General features: G+C 35.1%; 23 protein-coding genes. 17 read left to right on the forward strand and 6 right to left on the reverse strand.

All coding sequences use genetic code 11. The annotated features are described in order from the left end of the window. Window positions 1–54: 54 nt before the first annotated feature. The 5 genes from J2W48_RS20820 to J2W48_RS20840 form a co-directional block, all read right to left on the reverse strand. Window positions 55–504, reverse strand: a complete 450-nt coding sequence (locus J2W48_RS20820; protein WP_310283890.1) for a CopD family protein — start codon at window positions 502–504, stop codon at window positions 55–57. 12 nt (window positions 505–516) lie between these two features. Continuing rightward, window positions 517–1206, reverse strand: a complete 690-nt coding sequence (locus J2W48_RS20825) for an anaerobic ribonucleoside-triphosphate reductase activating protein (protein ID WP_310283892.1) — start codon at window positions 1204–1206, stop codon at window positions 517–519. Further along, window positions 1187–1351: an anaerobic ribonucleoside-triphosphate reductase gene (nrdD, locus tag J2W48_RS20830; RefSeq protein WP_310283895.1), complete on the reverse strand. Its 165-nt coding sequence runs from the start codon at window positions 1349–1351 to the stop codon at window positions 1187–1189. The genes J2W48_RS20825 and nrdD overlap by 20 nt, the downstream gene beginning before the upstream one ends. Window positions 1352–1438: 87 nt before the next feature. Beyond that, window positions 1439–3559, reverse strand: coding sequence for a ribonucleoside triphosphate reductase (locus tag J2W48_RS20835; RefSeq protein WP_310283897.1), 2121 nt, complete (start codon window positions 3557–3559; stop codon window positions 1439–1441). 66 nt (window positions 3560–3625) lie between these two features. Beyond that, entirely contained in the window at window positions 3626–4084 is a 459-nt protein-coding gene (locus tag J2W48_RS20840) for a DUF542 domain-containing protein (RefSeq protein WP_310283899.1), read from the reverse strand. 458 nt (window positions 4085–4542) lie between these two features. On the opposite strand from J2W48_RS20840, the gene J2W48_RS20845 reads away from it, so the two are divergent. The 16 genes from J2W48_RS20845 to J2W48_RS20920 all read left to right on the forward strand — a co-directional run bounded on the left by J2W48_RS20845 (window position 4543) and on the right by J2W48_RS20920 (window position 19534). Further along, complete coding sequence (locus J2W48_RS20845) at window positions 4543–4809, forward strand: hypothetical protein (RefSeq protein ID WP_310283901.1); 267 nt, start codon at window positions 4543–4545, stop codon at window positions 4807–4809. Window positions 4810–4913: 104 nt separating this feature from the next. Next, complete coding sequence (gene nirK / locus J2W48_RS20850; RefSeq protein ID WP_409025191.1) at window positions 4914–6401, forward strand: copper-containing nitrite reductase; 1488 nt, start codon at window positions 4914–4916, stop codon at window positions 6399–6401. 32 nt (window positions 6402–6433) lie between these two features. Beyond that, window positions 6434–6811, forward strand: coding sequence for a c-type cytochrome (locus tag J2W48_RS20855; protein ID WP_310283905.1), 378 nt, complete (start codon window positions 6434–6436; stop codon window positions 6809–6811). Between the two features lie 23 nt (window positions 6812–6834). Then, window positions 6835–7671: a formylglycine-generating enzyme family protein gene (locus J2W48_RS20860; protein WP_310283906.1), complete on the forward strand. Its 837-nt coding sequence runs from the start codon at window positions 6835–6837 to the stop codon at window positions 7669–7671. Beyond that, window positions 7634–8269 (forward strand): SCO family protein, encoded by a 636-nt coding sequence (locus J2W48_RS20865; RefSeq protein WP_310283909.1) that lies wholly within the window; start codon window positions 7634–7636, stop codon window positions 8267–8269. Before J2W48_RS20860 ends, J2W48_RS20865 begins: the two co-directional genes overlap by 38 nt. A gap of 2 nt (window positions 8270–8271) precedes the next feature. Beyond that, window positions 8272–9537, forward strand: a complete 1266-nt coding sequence (locus J2W48_RS20870) for an alginate export family protein (protein WP_310283911.1) — start codon at window positions 8272–8274, stop codon at window positions 9535–9537. Between the two features lie 162 nt (window positions 9538–9699). Further along, window positions 9700–11172 (forward strand): MFS transporter, encoded by a 1473-nt coding sequence (locus J2W48_RS20875; RefSeq protein WP_310283913.1) that lies wholly within the window; start codon window positions 9700–9702, stop codon window positions 11170–11172. 14 nt (window positions 11173–11186) lie between these two features. Continuing rightward, a complete protein-coding gene (locus J2W48_RS20880; RefSeq protein ID WP_310283915.1) occupies window positions 11187–12236 on the forward strand; it encodes an MFS transporter in 1050 nt (349 codons plus the stop codon). Between the two features lie 75 nt (window positions 12237–12311). Continuing rightward, complete coding sequence (locus J2W48_RS20885; protein ID WP_310283917.1) at window positions 12312–14528, forward strand: molybdopterin oxidoreductase family protein; 2217 nt, start codon at window positions 12312–12314, stop codon at window positions 14526–14528. An 18-nt stretch (window positions 14529–14546) separates the two neighbouring features. Next, entirely contained in the window at window positions 14547–15113 is a 567-nt protein-coding gene (locus J2W48_RS20890; RefSeq protein ID WP_310283919.1) for a 4Fe-4S dicluster domain-containing protein, read from the forward strand. A gap of 10 nt (window positions 15114–15123) precedes the next feature. Beyond that, entirely contained in the window at window positions 15124–15636 is a 513-nt protein-coding gene (locus J2W48_RS20895) for a Rieske (2Fe-2S) protein (RefSeq protein WP_310283920.1), read from the forward strand. 18 nt (window positions 15637–15654) lie between these two features. Beyond that, window positions 15655–15912, forward strand: coding sequence for a DUF6755 family protein (locus tag J2W48_RS20900; protein ID WP_310283921.1), 258 nt, complete (start codon window positions 15655–15657; stop codon window positions 15910–15912). A gap of 31 nt (window positions 15913–15943) precedes the next feature. Further along, the gene (locus J2W48_RS20905; RefSeq protein WP_310283923.1) at window positions 15944–16945 is read left to right on the forward strand and encodes a 2-hydroxyacid dehydrogenase; all 1002 of its coding nucleotides are present in this window, start codon (window positions 15944–15946) and stop codon (window positions 16943–16945) included. 65 nt (window positions 16946–17010) lie between these two features. Beyond that, complete coding sequence (locus J2W48_RS20910) at window positions 17011–17610, forward strand: hypothetical protein (RefSeq protein ID WP_310283925.1); 600 nt, start codon at window positions 17011–17013, stop codon at window positions 17608–17610. A 149-nt stretch (window positions 17611–17759) separates the two neighbouring features. Beyond that, complete coding sequence (locus J2W48_RS20915; protein WP_310283926.1) at window positions 17760–18926, forward strand: AAA family ATPase; 1167 nt, start codon at window positions 17760–17762, stop codon at window positions 18924–18926. 2 nt (window positions 18927–18928) lie between these two features. Further along, window positions 18929–19534, forward strand: a complete 606-nt coding sequence (locus J2W48_RS20920) for an RloB family protein (RefSeq protein ID WP_310283927.1) — start codon at window positions 18929–18931, stop codon at window positions 19532–19534. Window positions 19535–19584: 50 nt separating this feature from the next. Here J2W48_RS20920 and lysS read toward each other — a convergent pair whose 3' ends face one another. Continuing rightward, complete coding sequence (gene lysS / locus J2W48_RS20925; protein WP_310283929.1) at window positions 19585–21288, reverse strand: lysine--tRNA ligase; 1704 nt, start codon at window positions 21286–21288, stop codon at window positions 19585–19587. 381 nt (window positions 21289–21669) lie between these two features. On the opposite strand from lysS, the gene J2W48_RS20930 reads away from it, so the two are divergent. Continuing rightward, a complete protein-coding gene (locus J2W48_RS20930) occupies window positions 21670–22431 on the forward strand; it encodes a hypothetical protein (RefSeq protein ID WP_310283930.1) in 762 nt (253 codons plus the stop codon).

Here is a 22431-nt window from a genome sequence, read left to right on the forward strand (position 1 = left end):
TTATTTGTCATGATGATATGTTTTCAAAATGTTATTTGAGTGCTGTTATAGCAATTAGAAACCTCCAAACCGAATAAAGGACCCAAAAATTAGCATTAAAATACCGATTGTTGTGACCGACAGAATATGTAAAGCCATTTCGGGTAATTTACCCGAATCGGTTTTTAGTTTGGGCAAAACCCGAAATTGAGCGCTCAATGCAAGAGCTGCAGTTAATAGCAATAAAATTAATTTTAATGAAATTACTTTCTCGATGGGAGTTGCAAATTGAAACCAATAGTCTATTGTTACTCCATATTTATAAGCCATCAAAATGCCTGTTGTCACTAGTAAAAACAAAGAAGTCATACCCACAGGTTCGTATTTTTTTTCGTAATTCAAAATAATTTCAGGGTCTTTTTCACTAAGTGCCCGGGGCAAGTATGCCAAACAAAGCAGTAAATGTCCGCCAACCCAAATGGCTGCGCTTAAAAGATGAATGATTAAGAGTAAATGGTGATTCATAGTTTTTTGAAATTATCCTCTTAAACAAACTTTTATTCTGGCAGAGGAAAGTTTTTGACTGTCTAATTTTTGGTAAGAATGACCTAATGATTTTAAAGTTGGTACTCCATTTACAAAATGCTGGATGTAATAATTGCCGAGGTAGTTTTTGCTTTCTAAATAGGCAATCATTTGTAGAATAACTTTTTCAGGTATCAGTTCCGAATGTACTGTTGTACGAACTTCAAACGGAATCTGGCTTTCCAGTAATAAGTGCAAGGATTTTTCAAATTTGTCAAAAAGTTTTGATTGGGTTATTTTTTTAAAATATTCCGGTAAGGCTTTAAAATCCAAAGCTATATAATCAATCAATTGGTTTTCAATAAGTGTTTTTATGATATTAGGTTTAGAGCCGTTGGTATCTATTTTTATATGAAATCCCATTTTTTTTACTTCAATAATGAGTTCTAAAATGTTTTTGTGCAACAGGCACTCACCTCCGCTGAAAACAACTGCGTCGAGTAAATTTTTTCGGGTATGAAGAAAAGAAATTGCTTTAGAAAATGAGATAGTTCCTTTGCCAAGTACGATTTCCGGATTGTAGCAATATAAACAACGCATATTACAGCCTGCAAACCAGAGAATGCAGGCTGACTTATGTGCATAATCCAACAAAGTAAACGGGGTTATACTATAAATGGGATTACTGGTATTTTCCTTCATTGAAATGAGTGCGTTGTTGATGTTCTCCTTTTTTACCAATGTTGAAACTCTCTACAGGGCGATGATAGCCCATTACTCTGGTGTACACAAGACATTTGGTTCTTAAATGTTGTTTTTCTTCTAAAATAGGAATGACTGTTTTCATAATTTTTTTATTTAAAGTTTAAGGTTGGTTTGAAGTTTTTTAACCATTAAGAGATTAACAAAATGTAGGTTGTCAGATTTAGTGAAGTTATGTCTGGATGGGTATTGTTTTTAAATTTGAAATTTCCTTTTCAATCAATTCATTATCACATTTGGGGCAATATTCATGTTCTCCGGTCAGATATCCATGTACAGGGCACACACTAAAGACGGGCGTTATGGTGATATAAGGCAGTTTAAAATTTGATAAAACCTTTTTTACAAATTGTTTGCAGGCTTCCGGTGAACTGATTTTTTCGCTCATATATAAATGCAAGACGGTTCCTCCGGTATATTTACATTGTAATTCATCCTGCAAAAACAAGGCTTCAAAGGGATCCTCGGTATGGTCTACCGGAATTTGCGAACTGTTTGTGTAATAGATATTTTCTTCCTGTCCTGCCTGATAAATATCTGCAAAACGTTTTTTATCTTCCTTCGCAAAACGATAAGTTGTACCTTCTGCTGGTGTTGCTTCCAGATTGTACAGATTCCCGGTCTCCTCCTGGAATTCTTTCATTCTGTTGCGGATATGATCTAAAATTTCGGAAGCAAATGCAATTCCTGATGTTGAAGTTATTGTATCCTGATTCTCAGTATAGTTTACAATTAATTCGTTCATTCCGTTTACGCCAATGGTAGAAAAATGATTTCTGAAATGCTGTAAATAACGTTTCGTATACGGATACAAACCCCGGTCATACATTTCCTGAATAAAGACTCTTTTTTTCTCCAGAGTAGATTTAGAAATATACAATAACCGGTCTAATTGTTTAAACAGTTCGGTTTTGTTTCCTTTAAATAAATATCCCAAACGCGCCATGTTGATGGTAACTACTCCAATACTTCCCGTCATCTCGGCACTTCCAAAAAGCCCGTTACCGCGTTTTAACAATTCACGCAAATCTAATTGCAAACGACAGCACATACTGCGAACGGCATTGGGTTTATACGCATTTGGATTTTCAGATTTTACGCCTTTTTCATCCAAAATATATTGGCTTCCTATAAAATTTTGAAAATAGGAAGAACCAATTTTGGCTGTATTTTCAAAAAGTAAGTCGCTATTTTCGCTGTTCCAATCAAATTCTTCGGTGATATTTACCGTTGGAATAGGGAAGGTGAAGGGTTGGCCATTGGCATCACCTTTAGTCATAACCGTATAATATGCTTTGTTGATGAGATTCATTTCGGGCTGAAAATGTTCGTAACGCAAATCGGTTAGTTTCGTGACACCTCTTTCTTTGGCCCGAACCAAAAGTTCATAATTAAAATTACCCTCAAAAAAGTGCACATCATTTTTTGTCGGAATCTGTGATTTCAAATCTTCCGGAACAACCCAGTCCAGAGTAATGTTGGTGAAAGGCGACTGCCCCCAGCGCGCAGGAACATTCAGGTTATAAACAAAACTTCGTACGGCTTTCAGGACTTCATTAAAAGGCAAATTATCTTTAAAAACATAAGGAGCCAAATAGGTATCGAATGAACTAAAGGCTTGTGCACCGGCCCATTCACTTTGTAAAATTCCAAGAAAGTTGGCCATTTGTCCAAGAGCTTCCCTGAAATGCGATGGGGCTTTGCTTTCTACACGCCCGCGCACGCCATTAAAACCGTCGTTCAATAGTACACGTAAACTCCAGCCGGCGCAATATCCTGTCAAACAATCCAAATCATGAATATGAATGTCTCCGTTGCGGTGCGCATGACCTTCTTCTTTGCTGTAGACTTTATCTAACCAATAATTAGCTATGATTTTTCCGGCTACATTATTTACAAGGCCGGCGTTAGAGTAGGAGGTATTTGCATTGGCATTGATACGCCAATCGGTTTGCTCGGTGTATTCCTCAATCGTTTGTGTACTGTCCACATAAGTTGTGTCTTCGTTTAAACCATTGATGTGCTCACGCTGTAATTTTCGGGTATGCCGGAATAACATAAACGAACGCATAACATCAAAATACTGTTTCTCAAAAAGGTTTTTCTCGATTATGTCCTGTATCTCTTCAACCGCCCAGGTTTCCCTGGTTTGTAAATCCCCGATAACTTTAGTAAAAATAGATTCATCAGTTGGTATGGAAACGCTCAGAAAGCTTTTTTCGATAGCATCTTTAATTTTAAAAGATTCAAAAGGTTTGTATTTGCCGTTTCTTTTGATAACGTATTTTTCCATGAGAATTCGTTTATTAGGTTTATTTTTTGTTAGGAATGCATTCAGGCAGAAAGTTTTTATGAAAACTCAACAGAGATTAGTCTGCACCTTAGTGATGAAAGGAAAGAGAATCTGTTCTTCCTTTTTTATAAGTTGGGCCAATTCACCTTCGCAACCTGCGAATAGTTCGTTGATGGCAAACAATTCAGGATGACTCACTCCGTGTACGCTGCATAGTCTATCTAAAAAAGGAAGCAGGATTTGTGTTTTTTCTTCTACATACCGTTGATGTGTTCTCTCAATATAATCTGCCAATAAATCCAGGGGCCGTGATTTAAAATCGATACTGTTATCATTTTTAGAATTTAAAACGGCATTAATTTCATTCAGAGTGGTTGCAGGATCATGACCTTTTTTATCACAGGCTTCCTGGATTGTCCTGTTTCCTTTGCAATAAAAATCAATGCCATAATTTGAGAAAACTGCTGCTGTTCTGAAGTCTTTTGCAACGTATTCCCTTATTGTTATTTCCTCTCTAAGTTTCATTTTTTTGTTTTTAAATTACAATTACTGGTACAAACATAATTATTATTTTTAATTAAAGATAAATTTGTCTTTAATTAATTTTAATATTTTTAATCACTTGTTTTTCAATTGTTTGTGTAAGTATTTAAAGCTGTTTTTCCATCCGGAATTTTACAGTTTTAAAAAAGAAAGGGAAATGATTATTATCATGTTTTGCTTTTTTAAAATAGCATTATTTTGTTGCAATTAAAATAAAAGATAAAATTATCCTTTATTTTAATTCGAATAGTTTCATCAGTAAACAAAAACGAGATAATTATGCTTTCAAAATTATAGGCAAGAATGTTTTTTGGTGTACCACTAATCATTTTTTGAATCTTTACTCGATAGAAAAGCACTACGAGATTTTAGCTAATCAAATTGAATTACTACAATCTCTTGTGAGTCAACAAAAGATTAAAAATCAAAAATAAAGTTTAATGAACAAATTAGCAGATAAAACAGCGCTTCCGGTAAAGTATCCCGTATGGATTTACTTTCAGGAAAATGATATAATTACATTCGCTTTTAGAAGAATCATCAAATACAGTCGTGTAATTTATGCAGACCTGCCAACTAATATGGCTTTCAGTCCTTGGGTTAGTTTAAACAGAGAGACGTTGGCCGGATTATTTTTTCATCAAAAAAACTCAAATATTATCATAAAAGCGAGTTTTAAAATTTGTTTTAGCAATTATTTCGGATAAAAAATTACTAAAAAATATGAAAGATGATAAATGTCATAATAAAGGACTTTTTTGTCTTTTATATTTATGCTGTAAAATTAAGATAGATTTAACACCAAACAATTATGAAACCTAAACTACAATTAAAGAAGCAAAGCATACGAATTGCTGCAGCTATTGCACTGACTTTTGGTATGTTTTCCTGTACCAGAAATGAAAATAAAGATGCTCAATATTATCAGAGTATTAAAGTAGATGGTCAAAAAGAAGCAGAGCTTACTGCTCCGCCGTTTGTTCCTAAACCAGTTGGAGACCGAGCGGCAATGACCTTGATAGTCAATATGGAGATTAAAGAAGAAGAAGGCGAAATGGTAGAGGGGGTAAAATATACCTATTGGACTTTTGGAGGTTCTGTTCCGGGGAGTTTTATTAGAACCAGAGTAGGGGATGAGGTCGAATTTCACTTAAAAAACCATCCGGATAATAAAATGCCGCACAATATTGATTTGCATGCGGTAACTGGCCCGGGAGGTGGAGCGACTTCTTCATTGGTGGCGCCGGGACATGAAAAAGTCTTCAAATTTAAAACTATCAATCCAGGTTTATATGTCTATCATTGTGCTACAGCGCCAGTAGGAATGCATATTGCAAACGGAATGTATGGTTTGATTTTAGTAGAACCCGAGGGAGGATTACCGCCAGTGGATAAGGAATACTATATAATGCAAGGCGATTTTTATACAAAAGGCAGCTATGGTGAACAAGGAAACCAGCCTTTTGATATGAATAAAGCAATCAAAGAAGAACCAGATTATGTAGTCTTTAATGGAAAAGTAGGTGCTGTAACCGGAGATAAATCAATTACGGCAAAAGTGGGTGAAACGGTGCGTATTTTTATGGGTAACGGCGGGCCTAATCTGGTCTCTTCATTCCATGTTATTGGGGAAATTTTCGATAAAGTACACATAGAAGGAGGAGATATGATTAATGAAAATGTACAAACCACTTTAATTCCTGCGGGAGGATCTGCAATAGTCGAATTTAAAGTTGACGTTCCCGGTACTTTTATCTTGGTGGATCACTCCATTTTTAGGGCATTCAACAAAGGAGCTCTTGGAATGCTGAAAGTGGAAGGGGAAGAAAATAAAAAAATACATTCAGGAACAACACAAGAAGGTATTTATCTGCCAGAAGGAGGAACCATACAAAACATGCCAAAAGAAAAAGGTACAGTGAAAAGTGTAGAGGCTAAAACCGTTCCGGAACAAATTAAATCAGGAAAGGAACTCTACGGAAGAACCTGTTTTGCCTGCCATCAATCTAGCGGACAAGGAATTCCAAATGCTTTTCCGCCATTAGCCAAATCTGATTTTCTAAATGCAAATCCTGAGCGGGCCATCAGTGCTGTATTACATGGATTAAGTGGAGAAATTATGGTGAACGGTATAAAATACAATAACGTTATGACCAGCCAACATTTGAGTGATGAAGAACTTGCTGATGTTTTGACTTATGTGTATAACAGCTGGGGGAATAATAAAACAGTGGTAACTCCGGCAAAAGTAAAATCAGTTAGAGCAAAACCTGCTCCAAAAGTGACTGCAGAACACTAATATATTGAAGTAAATTTAAAAAATTAAGAATAATGAAAAAATATGTCTTTACAATAGTAATGATGGGATTAAGTCTCTATGGATTCAGCCAAAATATAGTTCAGGGAAAGGGAGTGTATAACAAGGTCTGTATTACTTGTCATCAATCTGCAGGTCAGGGAATACCAGTAGCTTTTCCGCCTTTAGCAAAGTCTGATTATTTGAATAAAGATGTGAATCGTGCGATAAAAGGAGTTGTAAAAGGTTTAAACGGACCAATTGTCGTAAATGGTAAAAAGTTTAATGGAGCGATGCCTCCTCAGGCTTTGACTGATCAGCAGCTGGCAGACGTTATGACGTATGTTTACTCCAATTGGGGGAATAGTAAAAAAGTAGTGACAGTGGCAATGGTGAAAGCCCAAAGAAAATAATGTACTACAGTAAAAAGACAACAATGTTTACGCAAAAAACAATAATCATTTTCTTTTTATTACTGATAAGTACCCTTTGTGCTCAGGAAGTTAATATGGCAACTATAAATGGGGGGGCTTTTATCCCCCTTTATGGTGCCGTTAACAAAAAACCGGTCAAAGTTATACCATTCAAATTGGATGTATATCCTGTTACGAATGCTCAGTATTTAGCTTTTTTGAAAAAGTATCCTGAATACAGCCGTTCTAAAATTAAAGGACTTTTTGCAGATAAGAGTTATCTGTCGCAATGGGAGGGGGATTATAATTACGGAAAAGATAATTTAAGTAATGCTCCTGTAACCAATGTCTCCTGGTTTGCAGCCAAAAAATATTGTGAGTGTCAGGGGAAAAGGCTGCCTTCTATGGATGAATGGGAATTTACAGGCATGGCTGATGAAAAACGAGTAGATGCCCGTACCAAAGAAGATTTCAACAGATATATTTTATCCTGGTATGAGAAACCAAAAACCTTTAAAAATCCGGTAGGTAAAACCTTCAGAAATTATTGGGGAGTTTATGATATGCATGGTTTGGTTTGGGAGTGGACATCCGACTTCAACAGCATTTTTCTTTCGGGTGAATCCAGAAAAGATAAAGATACCGACAAGAATCTTTTTTGTGGAAGCGGATCAGTAAATGCGACCGATTTAATGAATTATGCTGCTTTTATGCGTTATGCTTTTAGAGGTAGTTTAAAAGCGAGATACACCACAAGAAATCTTGGATTTCGCTGTGCCAAAGATAAAAAAGCTCTAGTAAGCCCCACTAAAAATCAAGACAATGAGATCAAAAAAAGAATGCCGGATAATAAAAAATAGAAGTTTCAGCTTACTTTTTGCAGGAGTATTTTTGGCAGTATTAACGCTGCAATCCTGTAGCCAGAAAGAAAAACCAACCGTAAAAGAAAAAGCGATTTCCGATTTATCGATTTATAATCTTCCTTCAAAATGGACGAATCAAAACGGGGGAAATATTGAAATGAAGGATTTGAAAGGTAAGGTACTGGTTATGGTTATGATTTATACATCCTGTAAAGCGGCTTGCCCTCGTTTGGTCGCCGATATGCGTAATATAGAACAGCGTTTGCCTCAAAACGTCAAAAGCCATATAAAAATGGTTTTAGTGAGTATTGACCCGGAAGTAGATACGCCTAAACGTTTAAAAGCTTTTGCTATCGAGAATAAAATGGACAATAATCAGTGGGTTTTCTTGCGTTCTACCGAAGAAAACACCAGAGAATTTGCAGCGGTTTTGGCGGTAAATTATAAAAAAATTGCTCCTTTGGATTTTTCTCATTCAAATATCATTAGTGTCTTTAATGCCGATGGGGAATTGGTTTACCAGCAAGAAGGCTTGGGCGTCAATTCAGATCCGACTATTGCTAAAATAACAGAGGAGGCTCAAAAGCTAAATTAAAGATGAAAGCACTAAAAACAATTGGCTTTACATTCATTACAATAGTAAGCACGATAACTTATGCCCAGGAATTAGATGCCAATTTACAATTTAGACCTCGTTATGAATACCGAAACGGTTTTAAAAGTCCTATGCCAAATGGAGAAAATGCAACTTCATTTGTCACACAGCGTTCCAGATTGAATTTCAATTTCAAACAGGAGAAATTAAAATTAAAGCTGACTTTGCAAAACATCCGCACTTGGGGTGATGTGACAACTACTGCGACAGCTGATAAGAACGGAATAGCAGTCTTTCAGGCCTGGGGACAATATGATCTTAGCCCTAATTGGTTAGCACGCTTTGGCCGTCAGGTGATTTCCTATGATAATCAACGTATTTTTGGAGAAATTGACTGGGCACAGCAAGGGCAAAGTCATGATGCTGTCGTGTTTTCTTTTCATTCAAAAAAACATCAACTGGACTTAGGAGTTGCGTTAAATGCAAATGCTGAAAATTTGTTGGACCCTAAAACGTCATACAGCACTAATTATAAGTCAATGCAATATGCCTGGTATCATACCCCATTTGGTAAAATGAATATCAGCTTTTTAGTGTTGAATACAGGTTATGAATTTGAAAAAAAATCAGGTAATCCAGAAGTTAATTACAAGCAGACTTTTGGGACTTACCTTAGTTTTAAAGATAAAAAGTGGGATATTGATTTAGGCTTGTACGGGCAAACAGGAAAAAATACCAATAAAAATGTTAGTGCCTGGTATGCAGGAGTAAATTTTGGTTATGCTTTTACGGATGCCTTTAAAGTTGCTTTAGGATATGAGTTCCTTTCGGGTAAAGATCAGGATGATACTAGTTTAGCAATCAAATCATTCAGTCCTGTTTTTGGAACTAATCATGCTTTTAATGGCTGGATGGATTATTTTTATGTTGGGAATCACCAAAATAGTGTGGGATTGCAGGATGCTTATCTCAAGTTAAATTATTCGTCCAAAAAATGGCAGTTTACTTTAACTCCCCATGTTTTCAATGCGCCAAATACGGTTTTAGATGCTTCCAATAAAAAAATGGACCGTTATTTAGCTATAGAACTCGATTTTACATTAGGTTATACAGTTCAAAAAGACATTGTAGTTTCGGCAGGATATTCCCAGATGTTTGCTTCCAGAACTTTAGAAAGAATAAAAAATGTTGCTGATGCTTCCAATACCAATAATTGGGCGTGGGGGATGGTTTCGTTCAGCTCCGGAATATTTGCTTTAAAAAAATAAAATTATTTAACATCATTAGATTTTTATGTAATAGATGATTCTTTATTAAAAACTTAATTATTAATGTTTTACCTGGCGTATTTTTCTTTAACTTTAAAAATCTCTAAAATAGAGAATTACAATTTTGTGATTATAAGCAGGTAAACAATATAAAACATTCTTATGTCTCAAAATTCATTATCCCATCGCATTTTATTTTTAAACACTTTGGCATTTGCTGTTTGCTTTGCCTGTTGGACACTCAATGGTGTTTTGGTTACTTTTCTGGTTGATCGTGAAATATTTGATTGGGATGTAGTACAGATTGGATGGCTGTTGGGAATTCCGGTACTTACAGGCTCAATAATGAGACTCCCAATGGGAATTTTAACAGACAAATTTGGAGGAAGAATTGTGTATTCAGCCTTACTTGTTTTAGCCTCAATTCCGTTATTTTTATTGCCTTTTGCAACCAATTTCTGGATGTTTGCCTTTCTAAGTTTTCTTTTCGGAATGGTTGGAACCAGCTTTGCGGTTGGAGTGGCGTATACATCAATTTGGTATCCAAAAGAATGGCAGGGACGTGCGTTGGGAATATTTGGAATGGGAACTGCCGGGGCATCGATAACGCCATTTTTAGCCCCTACATTACTAAGTAATTTTTCAGAAACAGATCCTGAAAATGGCTGGAAATGGTTGCCAATAATTTACGGATCAGTATTATTGTTAATGGGAATTGTTTTTTTAATATTTTCTAAAACTAAAAAAGTCAGTACTGAGCCAAAAACAGTGAAGCAATTGCTGCAGCCACTAAAAAGCGTTCGCGTTTGGCGTTTCGGAACCTATTATTTTTTATTATTTGGCTCTTTTGTAACTTTTTCCCAATGGTTATTGCCCAACTTCATGAATGTGTATCATACAACTTTAATTGTGGGTGGTTTGTTTACCACATGTTTTAGTTTACCTGCTGGAATAGTTCGTGCCGTTGGAGGATTTTTATCGGATAAATTTGGTGCCAGAAAAGTAATGTACTGGGTGCTTTCTATTTCGGTGGTATTAAGTTTTTTATTGCTGTTTCCTAAAATGGATATCACTACGACCGGAAGTGGATTAATGGCCAGCAAAGCAGGAACCGTAACTCAGGTTTCATCAGATAAAGTAACCATTGGTGATAGACAATATCCTATTATGGAAAAAGATGAGGTAACGCAGCCGAGTCAATTTTTTCCCTCTAAAAAATCATGGCAGGAAGTTGTAGTTGCTGAAAATCAAAAAGTACAAAAAAAGGAATTATTGGCAGAAGGAATTACACAAATTCATTTTGAAGCCAATATGTGGGTATATTTAGTATTAGTGATTTTAATAGGTACCTGTTGGGGAATTGGTTCTGCCGCTGTTTACAAACACATACCCGATTATTTCCCAAATGAAGTGGGAGTTATTGGAGGAATGGTTGGTATGCTTGGTGGTTTGGGAGGTTTTGTTGGGCCAATTGTTTTTGGTTATTTGCTTTCAATTACCGGTTTTTGGACTAGTTCATGGATGTTTATTTTCGTATTATCACTTATCTGTTTGATATGGATGCATCGTGTAGTTGTAAAAATGACAAAAGAAAAATTGCCTCATATGGCTAAAGATATGGACAGAAAAGAATAATTAATTTAAGTAAAATGAAAAGTACGACCTTAAATACAAAAGCTTTATTAATTGCAGCAGCTTTTTCAGTTTTGATGATTGCCAGCGTTTTTTATGGCTCCAGAAAGCTGCAAAATTTTGATGCGGCTTTGATAACCTATTTATTTGGGACAGTTTTTGCTTTCTTCGGAATTGTGTATCGTTATTCGGTCTGGCTGCAGCGACCTCCTACATGGATGTATTTTAAAAGAGGTTTTCAGTTTTTCTTTTCAGGGAAATTTTTCTCGCATTTATGGTTTTTAGGCAGGGAATCTGTAGAAAATATTGCTTTTCAAAAATTCATATATCCAAGAGGGAAATTCAGATGGCTGGCTCATTTTTGTATTGCCATAGGTTGTTTATCTGCTTTTGCCATTACTTTTCCGCTTACATTTGGCTGGATCCATTTTACTTTGGCGCCAGATTCAATTTCGGTTTATGAAGCTCATTTTTTTTGTTTTAAAATATTTGATTTTAAACTGGGTTCTGTACTTGCTTTTTTAACATTTCATGCTTTAAATTGGTCTTCATGGCTGGTAATTATAGGGTCAGTCTATTATTTAAGACGCCGTTTAACAAACCCGGGTTTAATTGCAACACAAACTTTTGAAGGCGATTTACTGCCTCTTATTTTATTAATTGCTATCTCCGTGACAGGACTTTGTTTAACCTATTCGTATCAGTTTATGAAAGGTTTTGCTTTTGATTTTCTGGCGGTTATCCATGCTGTGACAGTTATAATGTTTTTAATATGGATTCCGTTTGGGAAATTTTTTCACATTATTCAAAGACCGGCACAAATTGGTGCACATATATACAAAAAAGAAGGACTAAAAAGGGGTATGGCTGTTTGTGAACATACTGGAGAAGAGTTTGCAACGCAATTACATATTGATGATTTAAAAGAAGTTACAAAAGAATTAGGTTTTAATTTTGATAGAAAAGACGGAACCTCACATCTTGATTTAAGCCCTGAAGGGAAACGTTCCCGACTGGCACAAGCACATTTAAAAGCCCGATTAGAAGGTGGAAACCTATTTGGATAAAAAATAGTATCAGTTTTTAGTCCCGGTTTACAACTAAAACCGGGACTGAAAACCGGAACTGAAAACTAAAAAAAAATGGCAAAATTACCTGTTTCGACAGAAAAAATAATAGAAGATTTTGGACCACATTTAAATTATGTTCCCAAAGATGGATACATAGGACGTGATGAACCGGATGCTGTTGTAAAAACCCATTGTTGTTTTTGCGGTATGCAATGCGGGATTCAGTTATTGGTTAAGGATAATAAAGTGGTAGGATTTGAACCCTGGATGGAATTTCCGTTTAACGAAGGGCGCCTTTGCCCTAAAGGAGTACAGCGCTATTTGCAAAATAATCATCCCGATCGTCTTTTATCACCAATAGAGAGAGTAGAAGGAAAAGGTTTTCAGTCGGTTTCATGGGATACAGCTATGGATAAAACAGTAAACGAAATAAAAAAGATTCAGGAAAAATATGGAAAACATGCTTTTTCAATGTTGTCCGGAGTTTCGTTAACCAATGAAAAAAGTTATCTGGTCGGAAAATTTGCCAGAGTAGCTTTAAAAACAAGGAATTTGGATTACAACGGAAGGCTTTGCATGGTAAGTGCCGGTGCCGGAAATAAAAAAGCATTTGGCCTGGACCGGGCTTCTAATACGTATGAAGATTTAGAGTATGCTGAGGTAATTATTGTAGCGGGAGCCAATATTAGCGAAACTTTTCCAACCCTCACACATTGGATTTGGAAAGCCAGAGATCGTGGTGCAAAACTAATTGTTATTGATCCACGAGTGATTCCCTTAGCTCGTACAGCCGATATTCATTTAGATGTAAAACCAGGAACAGATTCGGCTTTGTATGGTGCTATGTTAAAATATCTGGTTGACAATGACATGCTTGATCATGATTTCATTGATAATTATACTTCGGGATTTCAGGAAACAATTGATGCGGTAAAAGAGTATACTTTAGAATGGGCAGAAGAAATTACAGGAATTGATAAGGAAAAAATAAAAGCAGCAGCCGAATTATGGGGAAAAGCAAAGACAAGTTATTTGCTGCATGCCCGCGGAATTGAGCATCATTCAAAAGGCGTTGATAATGTTTTGGGCTGTATTAATTTGGTTTTGGCTACGGGTCGAATAGGAAAACCATATTGCGGCTACGGAACTATTACCGGACAGGGAAATGGTCAGGGAGGTCGTGAACACGGACACAAATGCGACCAGTTACCTGGAAATCGCGACATCGAAAATATGGAACATCGAAAATACATCGCTGACGTTTGGGGAATCAAAGAAGAAGATATGCCTCATAAAGGACTCACAGCTTATGAGATTATCGAAGCCATTCATCGTGACGAAATAAAAGGATTAATTTCAATTTGCTTTAATCCTTTAGTGTCGCTTCCCAATAACAATTATGTCCGCTCGGCATTAGAAAAATTAGAGTTTTACGTGTGTATTGATTTCTTTTTAAATGAAACAGCAAGACATGCAGATATTGTATTGGCAGGCTCATTACAGGAAGAAGAAGAAGGAACTACAACTTCAGCAGAAGGTCGTGTAATCAGAATTAGACAGGCAGTTACCCCTCCGGGAGATGCCAGAACAGACACCTCAATTTTATTGGAATTAGCCAGACGATTAGGCGAAGAAGATAAATTTACATATCCTGACAGTGAATCTATTTTTAATGAACTTCGAATTGCTTCGAAAGGAGGAACTGCTGACTATAACGGAATAACCTATAAAAGAATTGAAGATAATATGGGCATTTTTTGGCCGTGCCCAACCGAAGACCACCCGGGAACTCCCAGATTATGGGAAGATAAAAAATTTGAAACTCCTGATAAAAAAGCACATTTTAATCCGGCCCCTTATAAACTTCCTGGAGAAATCACAGATAATGAATATCCAATTATACTCACCACAGGACGTGTTGTTTCACAATATTTAAGTGGTACACAAACACGAAGAATCGGAAAACTAATTGATCAGTTTCCGGAACCTTTGGTTGAAATCCATCCGGAATTAGCAGCAAAATACAATATCAGCCAAAGAGAATTGATTCGCGTTTTTACCCGAAGAGGCGAAGGCATCTTTCCGGCGAATATTGTAGAAACCATTCGAAAAGACACTGTTTTTATACCTTATCACTGGCCCGGAAAAAAATCAGCAAATCAATTAACGCCCGGAACTTTAGATCCGATTTCTAAAATTCCGGAATTTAAAGTCTGTGCCTGTCAGTTAGAACCTTTAGGAAAAATTGCGGATCCGTCAAGTGAATCAAAAGCGTATGCAAGTGTTTAATCTATAAAAAAACAAAAGATGAATTTGGTCAATTTTAAAAACGAAGAATTTTTTGTAGATATGCAACGCTGTATTGGCTGTAAAGCCTGCGAAATGGCTTGTGCAGAATGTGAAACCAATGGCCAGGAGTCAATGATTCATGTTAATTATGTAGAACGTTCCACCACAATTCAAACTACAGTTCAGGTTTGTATGCATTGCGATGATCCGGTTTGTGCGAATGTTTGCCCGGCGGATGCTATCTCGCAGGACGAATTCGGAATTGTACATACTGCAAATACGGAACGATGTATAGGTTGTTCTAATTGTGTAATGGCTTGTCCTTTTGGAGTTCCGAAAAAAATGGAAAACTATGATTTAATGATGAAATGTACAATGTGTTTCGACAGAACCAGTGTGGGCAAAAAACCAATGTGTGCTACAGTTTGCCCAAGCGGAGCCTTGTTTTACGGTACCAGAGAACAAATTGAAGAAATGCGTCCCAATAGTACACCCGTAAATACGTTTCTTTTTGGTGAGGAAATTATAAACACAAAGGTGAATATAATGATGCCAAAAGGAAGCAATGAATTAAGAATATTTTAAATAGCAATTCATGTCTAAAGAAGATAATTTAAAAGAAAACTGGAAGAAAGATTTTCCATATGAAAAACAACAGGCAACTCAGGTCAGTCGTCGGGATTTTGCTAAATTTTTGACTTTAGTTTCCGGCGGATTAATGGTGGGAAGTGGTTTGGTAGCTGCAAAAGCTTATCTGTTACCAAAGGAAGAAGTACAAGGCGACCATTTTATTTGTAATAAAAATGAAATTCCAATAGGCGGAACAAGGGGGTTTGTGATTGAAGGCAGTACAATTCCGTATATTTTGATACATCTGGAAAATGGCGAATTCAAGGCTTATGAGCAAAAGTGTACGCATCTTTCCTGTTCGGTATTTTACAAGCCGGGATCCGGAATAATTCACTGCCCTTGCCATGAAGGTTCTTTTGATGCAATGACAGGCGAGGTTTTGGCAGGGCCACCACCCAGAGCTTTACCACAATTGACGGTTTTTTTTAAAGAAAATGAAATTTATGTAAAAGCTTTTCATGAAGAAGCATTAAGTTAAATCCATAAAAACTAAATTATGAGTACTTTTAGAAGAAGTCAAAATAGTGCTAACCCCAATAAATTAAATGTTATTTTATCAACACTTATCTTTATTTTAATCTTAAATGTAAGTATTCAAATATGGTTGTTATATGCTGCCTTAAACAATGCTTTGGATAATAATAAGGAAATTTTAATTCCCGCATTTATAGCGTCTTTTGTGTTATTTTTGATTGGTTTTTCCTGGTTGTATTATTTACCAAAAGGAAATTTTCAATACAAAAAGAAAAATTAATAATACTTTCTGCCTTTTAAAAATCTCAATTATGCCTAAAATATCCTTTTTCTCAACCCAGCAATACGATAAAACATTTTTTAATAAATATAATAGCGGTTTTGGTTTCGAATTGCATTTCTTTGAAACTCAGCTGAATTCACAAACCGTAATTCTAATCGAAAATGCCTCGATTGTTTGTGTATTTGTAAATGATGTAGTCAACGAAGCTGTCATCAAACAATTGGCAGAAAAGAACGTAAAAATTATTGCTTTGCGTTGTGCAGGCTTTAATAATGTCGATTTAGAAGCTGCTAAAAAATATAATATTAAAGTTTGTCGCGTTCCGGCATATTCGCCTCAGGCGGTTGCAGAACATGCAATGGCAATGATTTTAACCTTAAACCGAAAAACACATAAGGCTTACAATCGGGTTCGCGAACAAAACTTTTCCCTAAACGGTTTATTAGGTTTTGACTTATTTGGAAAAACAATCGGAATTATCGGTACGGGAAATATTGGGAAAGCTTTTGCTAAAATCGTTTTAGGTTTTGGTTGCAAAGTCCTGGCATACGATATTGTTACAAATTCGGAAATGGAAAAAGACGGAGTCGAATTTGTTTCTCTGGAAGAAATTTTCAAAACAAGCGATATTATCTCGCTTCATTGCCCATTAAACGAGCAAACCAAACACCTTATCAACGAAAAAGCGATTGGTTCGATGAAAGATCATGTTATGATTATAAACACCAGCAGAGGAGGATTAATCGGAACTGCCTGCGTGATCGAAGGTCTTAAAAAAGGAAAAATAGGATATTTAGGAATCGATGTTTACGAACAGGAAGAAAAGTTGTTCTTCAGGGATTTATCTGCAGATATCATTCAGGATGATGCGATTCAGCGTTTAATGAGCTTTCCGAATGTTCTGGTTACGGCGCATCAGGCCTTTTTTACCAACGAAGCCTTAACACAGATTGCTATGATCACTTTTAATAATATAAAATCCTTATTGACAGAGAATAATATTGAGAACAAAGCCGCATTGTTAGTTTAGAAAATTATAGTTTTTGAGTTTTATTATCTGTAAATTTAAGTTGCGAATTATAAAAAAGTAAAATTATGAAGAGTACATTTTTAATTGCATTGACAGTTCTGATACTTTGTGGATGCCAAAATAAAGAAAAAACGGAATCCAATATAATTAAAACGATTGCCGAAGATACATTGTCAAAAACAGTTGTAGGAACAGCAGATGTAAGCGCTGCACCTCCAAAAGATGATAAAACTGTTGAACTGATCCGGAAGCAGTTAAATCTTTTACTGAAAAAAGATTTACCAGCCATGACAAAAGAAGACAGATTCTTTTATTACGATTCGTTCGACCTGAATAATGATAAAAAAGACGAATATTTCGTTGGTTTCTCAAACTCTTATTTCTGTGGAAGTGGAGGATGTTCAGGTTATATTCTTAATAATGACGGAAGCTTAATTAATTCTTTCACCATAACCGATTTCCCAATTTATGTAGCAACAACATCAACTGAGAGATTCTACGATCTTATAGTTGAGACTGGAGGAAAACTTCATCTTATAAAAATGAAGAATGGTAAATATCCGTCAAATCCATCTGTTCAGGAAAAATGGAAAGATGAAGTTCCTAAAGAAAGTACAAAGGTTTTGGATATTGAAGGGAAAAAATTGGAGAAGTATTCGTTTTAAATATTTCATAAAATTAAACGCTTATTTAATGCTTTAAACCCAATTAAAGTCTATATTTGTATAATATATACAAATTAAGCCCTTAAGTGATGTTGTTAAACTTTAGAGTATCAAATTTTCGATCAATTAATGAAATGGTTGAATTGTCTATGGTCCCTAGTGATTTAAAAAATCCAGTGAACGTAATCAAGAAGACAAATTCCGATGCAATTAAAAATAAAGATCATTATGCATTGACTTCTGCAGCCATTTATGGCCCAAATGCAAGTGGGAAGAGTAATATTATAATGGCTCTTCATGAATTTAAAAATTTTGTTAGAATTTCTACGGATAATAAGCCAAACGATACTATAAAATTATTTGACCCATTTAGGTTATGCGAAAAAAATATGTGGGAACCATCCAGTTTTTCAATTGATATTTTAATTGAAAATATTTTGTATACTTATTCTATTAAAGTTTATCAAAAAGAAGTAATAAGTGAATCTCTTTTTTTTTATCCTAAAGGGGGAAGGGTTAAAGTTTTTGAAAGGAGTAGGCAAGAGTTTTTTAAAGGAAACGGTTATGAAGGTATTTTCGAAACAATAAAACAGAGAACTACAGAAAACCAATTGTTTTTGAGTAAGGCAGCAATTGAAAATATTGAAATTGCGAAAAACGTTTATCAAAAATTCTCTTCTTTACTTATATTTACAACAGACCTTTTTCATTCAGAGAAATTTAATAAAACAGCAAATAAACATCTTTTTAGTGGTTTTGAGAATGAAAATTTAATTTTAAGTTTATCAAAGTCTTTAATACAAAAGTTGGATACAAAAGTTGTTGATTTTGAAGAGAGGGATGGAATAATAAAAACAATTCATTTGAACGATAAACATGAAAGGGTTGAGTTCGATTTTTCTGACGAATCTTCGGGAACACAACGAGCTATTTCTTTTTCTCCTTTAATTTTTATGGCTTTAAAATATGGATGTGCTATAGTAGCTGATGAATTTGAAAGAAGTTTACATCCCGAAATAGCTCAATATATTTTAGGTTTATTCAATGATCCAGATGTTAATAAAAACGGAGCACAATTTATTTTTGCGACCCATGATACCACTTTATTAAGTCCTGAAAATAATTTACGAAGAGATCAAATCAATTTAGTGGAAAAAAATTCAAGGGGAGAAACGGAACTATATACTGTTTCCGATATAAAAGGAATTCGAGAGGGTAATTTTGAGAAATGGTACATTGAAGGAAGATTAGGTGCGGTTCCAAATATTGCAAAGGAAACTTTTAGACATGAATTAATTGAATTTATAAATTCATAATCATGACCAAGAGATCCAAAAATAATTTTAAAATTAGAAATTTCAATTCTAGAGTTTTAATTCTTTGTGAAGGATTAACAGAGAAAAATTATTTTAATGCTTTAAAAGAAGATTTAGGTTTGCCAAAAACTATTGCGGTAAATGTTTTCCAAAGCAACAAAGTTGACTGCAAAGGAGTTGTTGAAGAAGCAATAAAAAAAGCTAGACGTGAAGGTTTTGAGGAGATTTTTGTAGTTTTTGATCATGATAATCAAACAAAAAGAGATGAAGCTTTTAAATTAGCAAAAGATAAAAATATAAAAGTGGTTTTTTCAAGCATTTGTTTTGAATTGTGGTTCCTGTTTCACTACAAAAATTCAACAAAAGCTTTTGCTTCAGAAGCAGAACTAGAAAAAGAACTAAAGAAATGTACAGGAATGGAAAGTTATGAAAAAAATAACTTTAAACATTATTCAATTCTAAAAGATAAAATGGCTGCTGGGAAATCAAATGCAGAAAGAGCCAGATTATCCGTAATAGATAATAATGAAGGGGTTGAGGTTTTTAATTTAAATCCTTTTACGAATGTTGATGAATTGGTTATTTATTTAGAAAAACAAAAACAATAAAAAAGAGCTTCAAATCGAAGCTCTTTTTTATTGTTTTATTGTGGAATTCATTACCCAACCAATTCAACCATCTTAAACTCGCCTTCAACAGCAACCTTAGTCAAACCGTGTTTAGATAAATTTTTCATGGACGCATCCCATTTTTTACCGCTTAAATTCGCAGTAATTTTTAATTGCGTTAAATCCATTTTATTTTCATTTTCTTTCAATAAATCTACGATAAATTTCTCTTCATCAGATAATTCAATCTGAGCTTGTTTTTTCTCAGGACGCATTTGCGGGAACAACAATACTTCCTGAATAGAAGCATTATTAGTCAGATACATAATCAAACGGTCCATACCAATTCCCATTCCGGATGTTGGAGGCATTCCGTATTCCAAAGCTCTTAAAAAGTCTTCGTCGATAACGCCGTTTGCTTCATCATCACCTTTTTCAGCCAGACGCATTTGGTCTTCAAAACGCTCACGCTGATCAATTGGGTCATTCAATTCAGAATAAGCGTTTGCAATTTCCTTACCACAAACCATTAATTCAAAACGCTCTGTAAGTTCAGGATTGTCACGGTGTTCTTTACACAAAGGCGACATTTCTTTAGGATAATCCGTAATAAAAGTTGGCTGAATATAATTTCCTTCGCATTTTGCTCCAAAAATTTCATCAATCAATTTTCCTTTACCCATTGTTTTATCAACGTCAATTCCCATTCCTCTGGCTGCGTCAAATAATTCCTCTTCCGTTTTACCCGAAATATCAAAACCTGTAAAATGTTTGATAGAATCCGTCATGGTAACACGGGTATAAGGCGCTTTAAAGTTGATTTTATGCTCACCAAACGTAACGTCACTTGTTCCGTTTACTGCAATAGCACAATGCTCCAGCAAACCTTCAGCAAATTCCATCATCCAGTTGTAGTCTTTGTAGGCCACATATATTTCCATAGCGGTAAATTCAGGATTATGCGTTCTGTCCATTCCTTCATTTCTAAAGTTTTTAGAGAATTCATAAACACCTTCAAAACCACCAACAATCAATCTTTTTAAATACAATTCGTTTGCAATACGCATATAAAGCGGAATATCAAGCGAATTATGATGCGTGATAAAAGGTCTTGCCGCAGCACCACCCGGAATTGGTTGTAAAACCGGAGTTTCAACCTCCAAATAACCGGCATCGTTAAAGTAGCCACGCATTGCAGTAAATAACTTAGTACGTTTGATAAAAGTATCTTTAACGTGTTGATTAACCGTCAAATCAACATAACGCATTCTGTAACGTAGTTCAGGATCGTTAAAAGCATCGTGTACTTTTCCGTCTTCATCTACTTTAGGTAAAGGCAACGGACGCAAAGTTTTACTCAAAAAAGTAAATCCGTCAACACGAATACATTGTGCACCTACTTTAGTAGTAAACAATTCTCCTTCAATACCAATAAAATCCCCTAAATCAGTTAGTTTTTTAAAAACAGTATTGTACAATGTTTTATCTTCACCCACACACAAAACATCCCGATTCACATACAATTGCAAACGCCCTTCGCTATCCTGCAATTCGGCAAAACAAGCTTTTCCCTGATCACGAACACTCATCAAACGCCCGGCAACAATAACCTTCTTACCTTCCTCGAAAGATTCCTTAACCTGCTTCGAAGTATGATTTACAGGAAAAAGATTAGCCGGATAAGGATTGATTCCTAAGTTGCGTAAGTTTTGAAGTTTTTCTCTTCTGATGATTTCTTGTTCTGATAATGCCATTTTGTGCTCTTTTTTAAGTGTGCAAAGATAAAGAAAAGAATGTAGATTTTAGAATGCAGGTTTTAGATTTTTTGTAGCAGTAGTTTATCGTATTTCAATCACGTTTTGTCCCGCTTTTGTTTCAATCTTTTTTATTTTAAAGAAAAATAAAAAAGGATTTTCTCGTCAATCGGGGCTAGGTCAGATGTTTTTGTTTTTATTAGACTTTTTTATTGAAGTGTAAAAAAATGACAGATTTTAATCCGTTGAAAAATAAAATGAATAAATCCGCTTAATCTGCGTGCAATTCTAAAACACCAGGGTTCAATTAAACGATTAAACGATTTCAACAATTAAACTTTTAGAAATAGACTTCGTATCTTTGATAAAAAATTACCCATTATGAAATTATATAAGTTACTTAGTTTTTCTTTTTTAATAGCAATACTAACGAGTTGCACCTTTACTGAAAACATTTATGTAAACGATAACGGAACAGGAAAATTCTCTGTAGATATGGACGGCTCCTCATTGATGGCAATGGCTGGCGATCAGCTTGGAGATCAAATGGGAGCCGACGCTAAAAAAAATATCGATTCTACTTTTACCTTCAAACAATTATTTGAAGAAAAAAAAGACAGTATTACAAAATTATCTCCCGAAGCCCAGAAGGAACTTAAAAAACTGGAAAATTTTGTAGTGAGCACTAAAATGAATGCAGAGAAAAAAGAGTTTCTAATGACGCTGTCAACAGATTTTAAAAATGTTAATGAATTGCAGGATATATTACAAACTTTAAGCACACTTCAAAAATTAGAAAAAGGAACAGGAAGTGCAGCTGCAACTGCGTTTGGCGAAGGGTTTGGGAATAATAATACCAAACTGAACTACACATACGATGGAAAGAAATTTACACGAAAAGCAGTCATTGATACCCAAAAATTGGCAGAAAAAGCAAACGACACTGCTCCGGATATGTCCAAAATGATTTTCGCCTCATCTAATTATATTTTGAAATATCATTTCCCGAAAAAAATCAAAAAAGTATCCAATCCTAATGCGTTATTTAGCGAGGATCGCAAAACAATCACCATTCAGCACACGTTCACTGATTACATGGACAACCCGGATAAACTCAACTTTGAAGTAGAGTTTGAAAAATAA

The organism is Flavobacterium piscis (assembly GCF_031457575.1).
Classification (GTDB): Bacteria; Bacteroidota; Bacteroidia; order Flavobacteriales; family Flavobacteriaceae; genus Flavobacterium; species Flavobacterium piscis_A.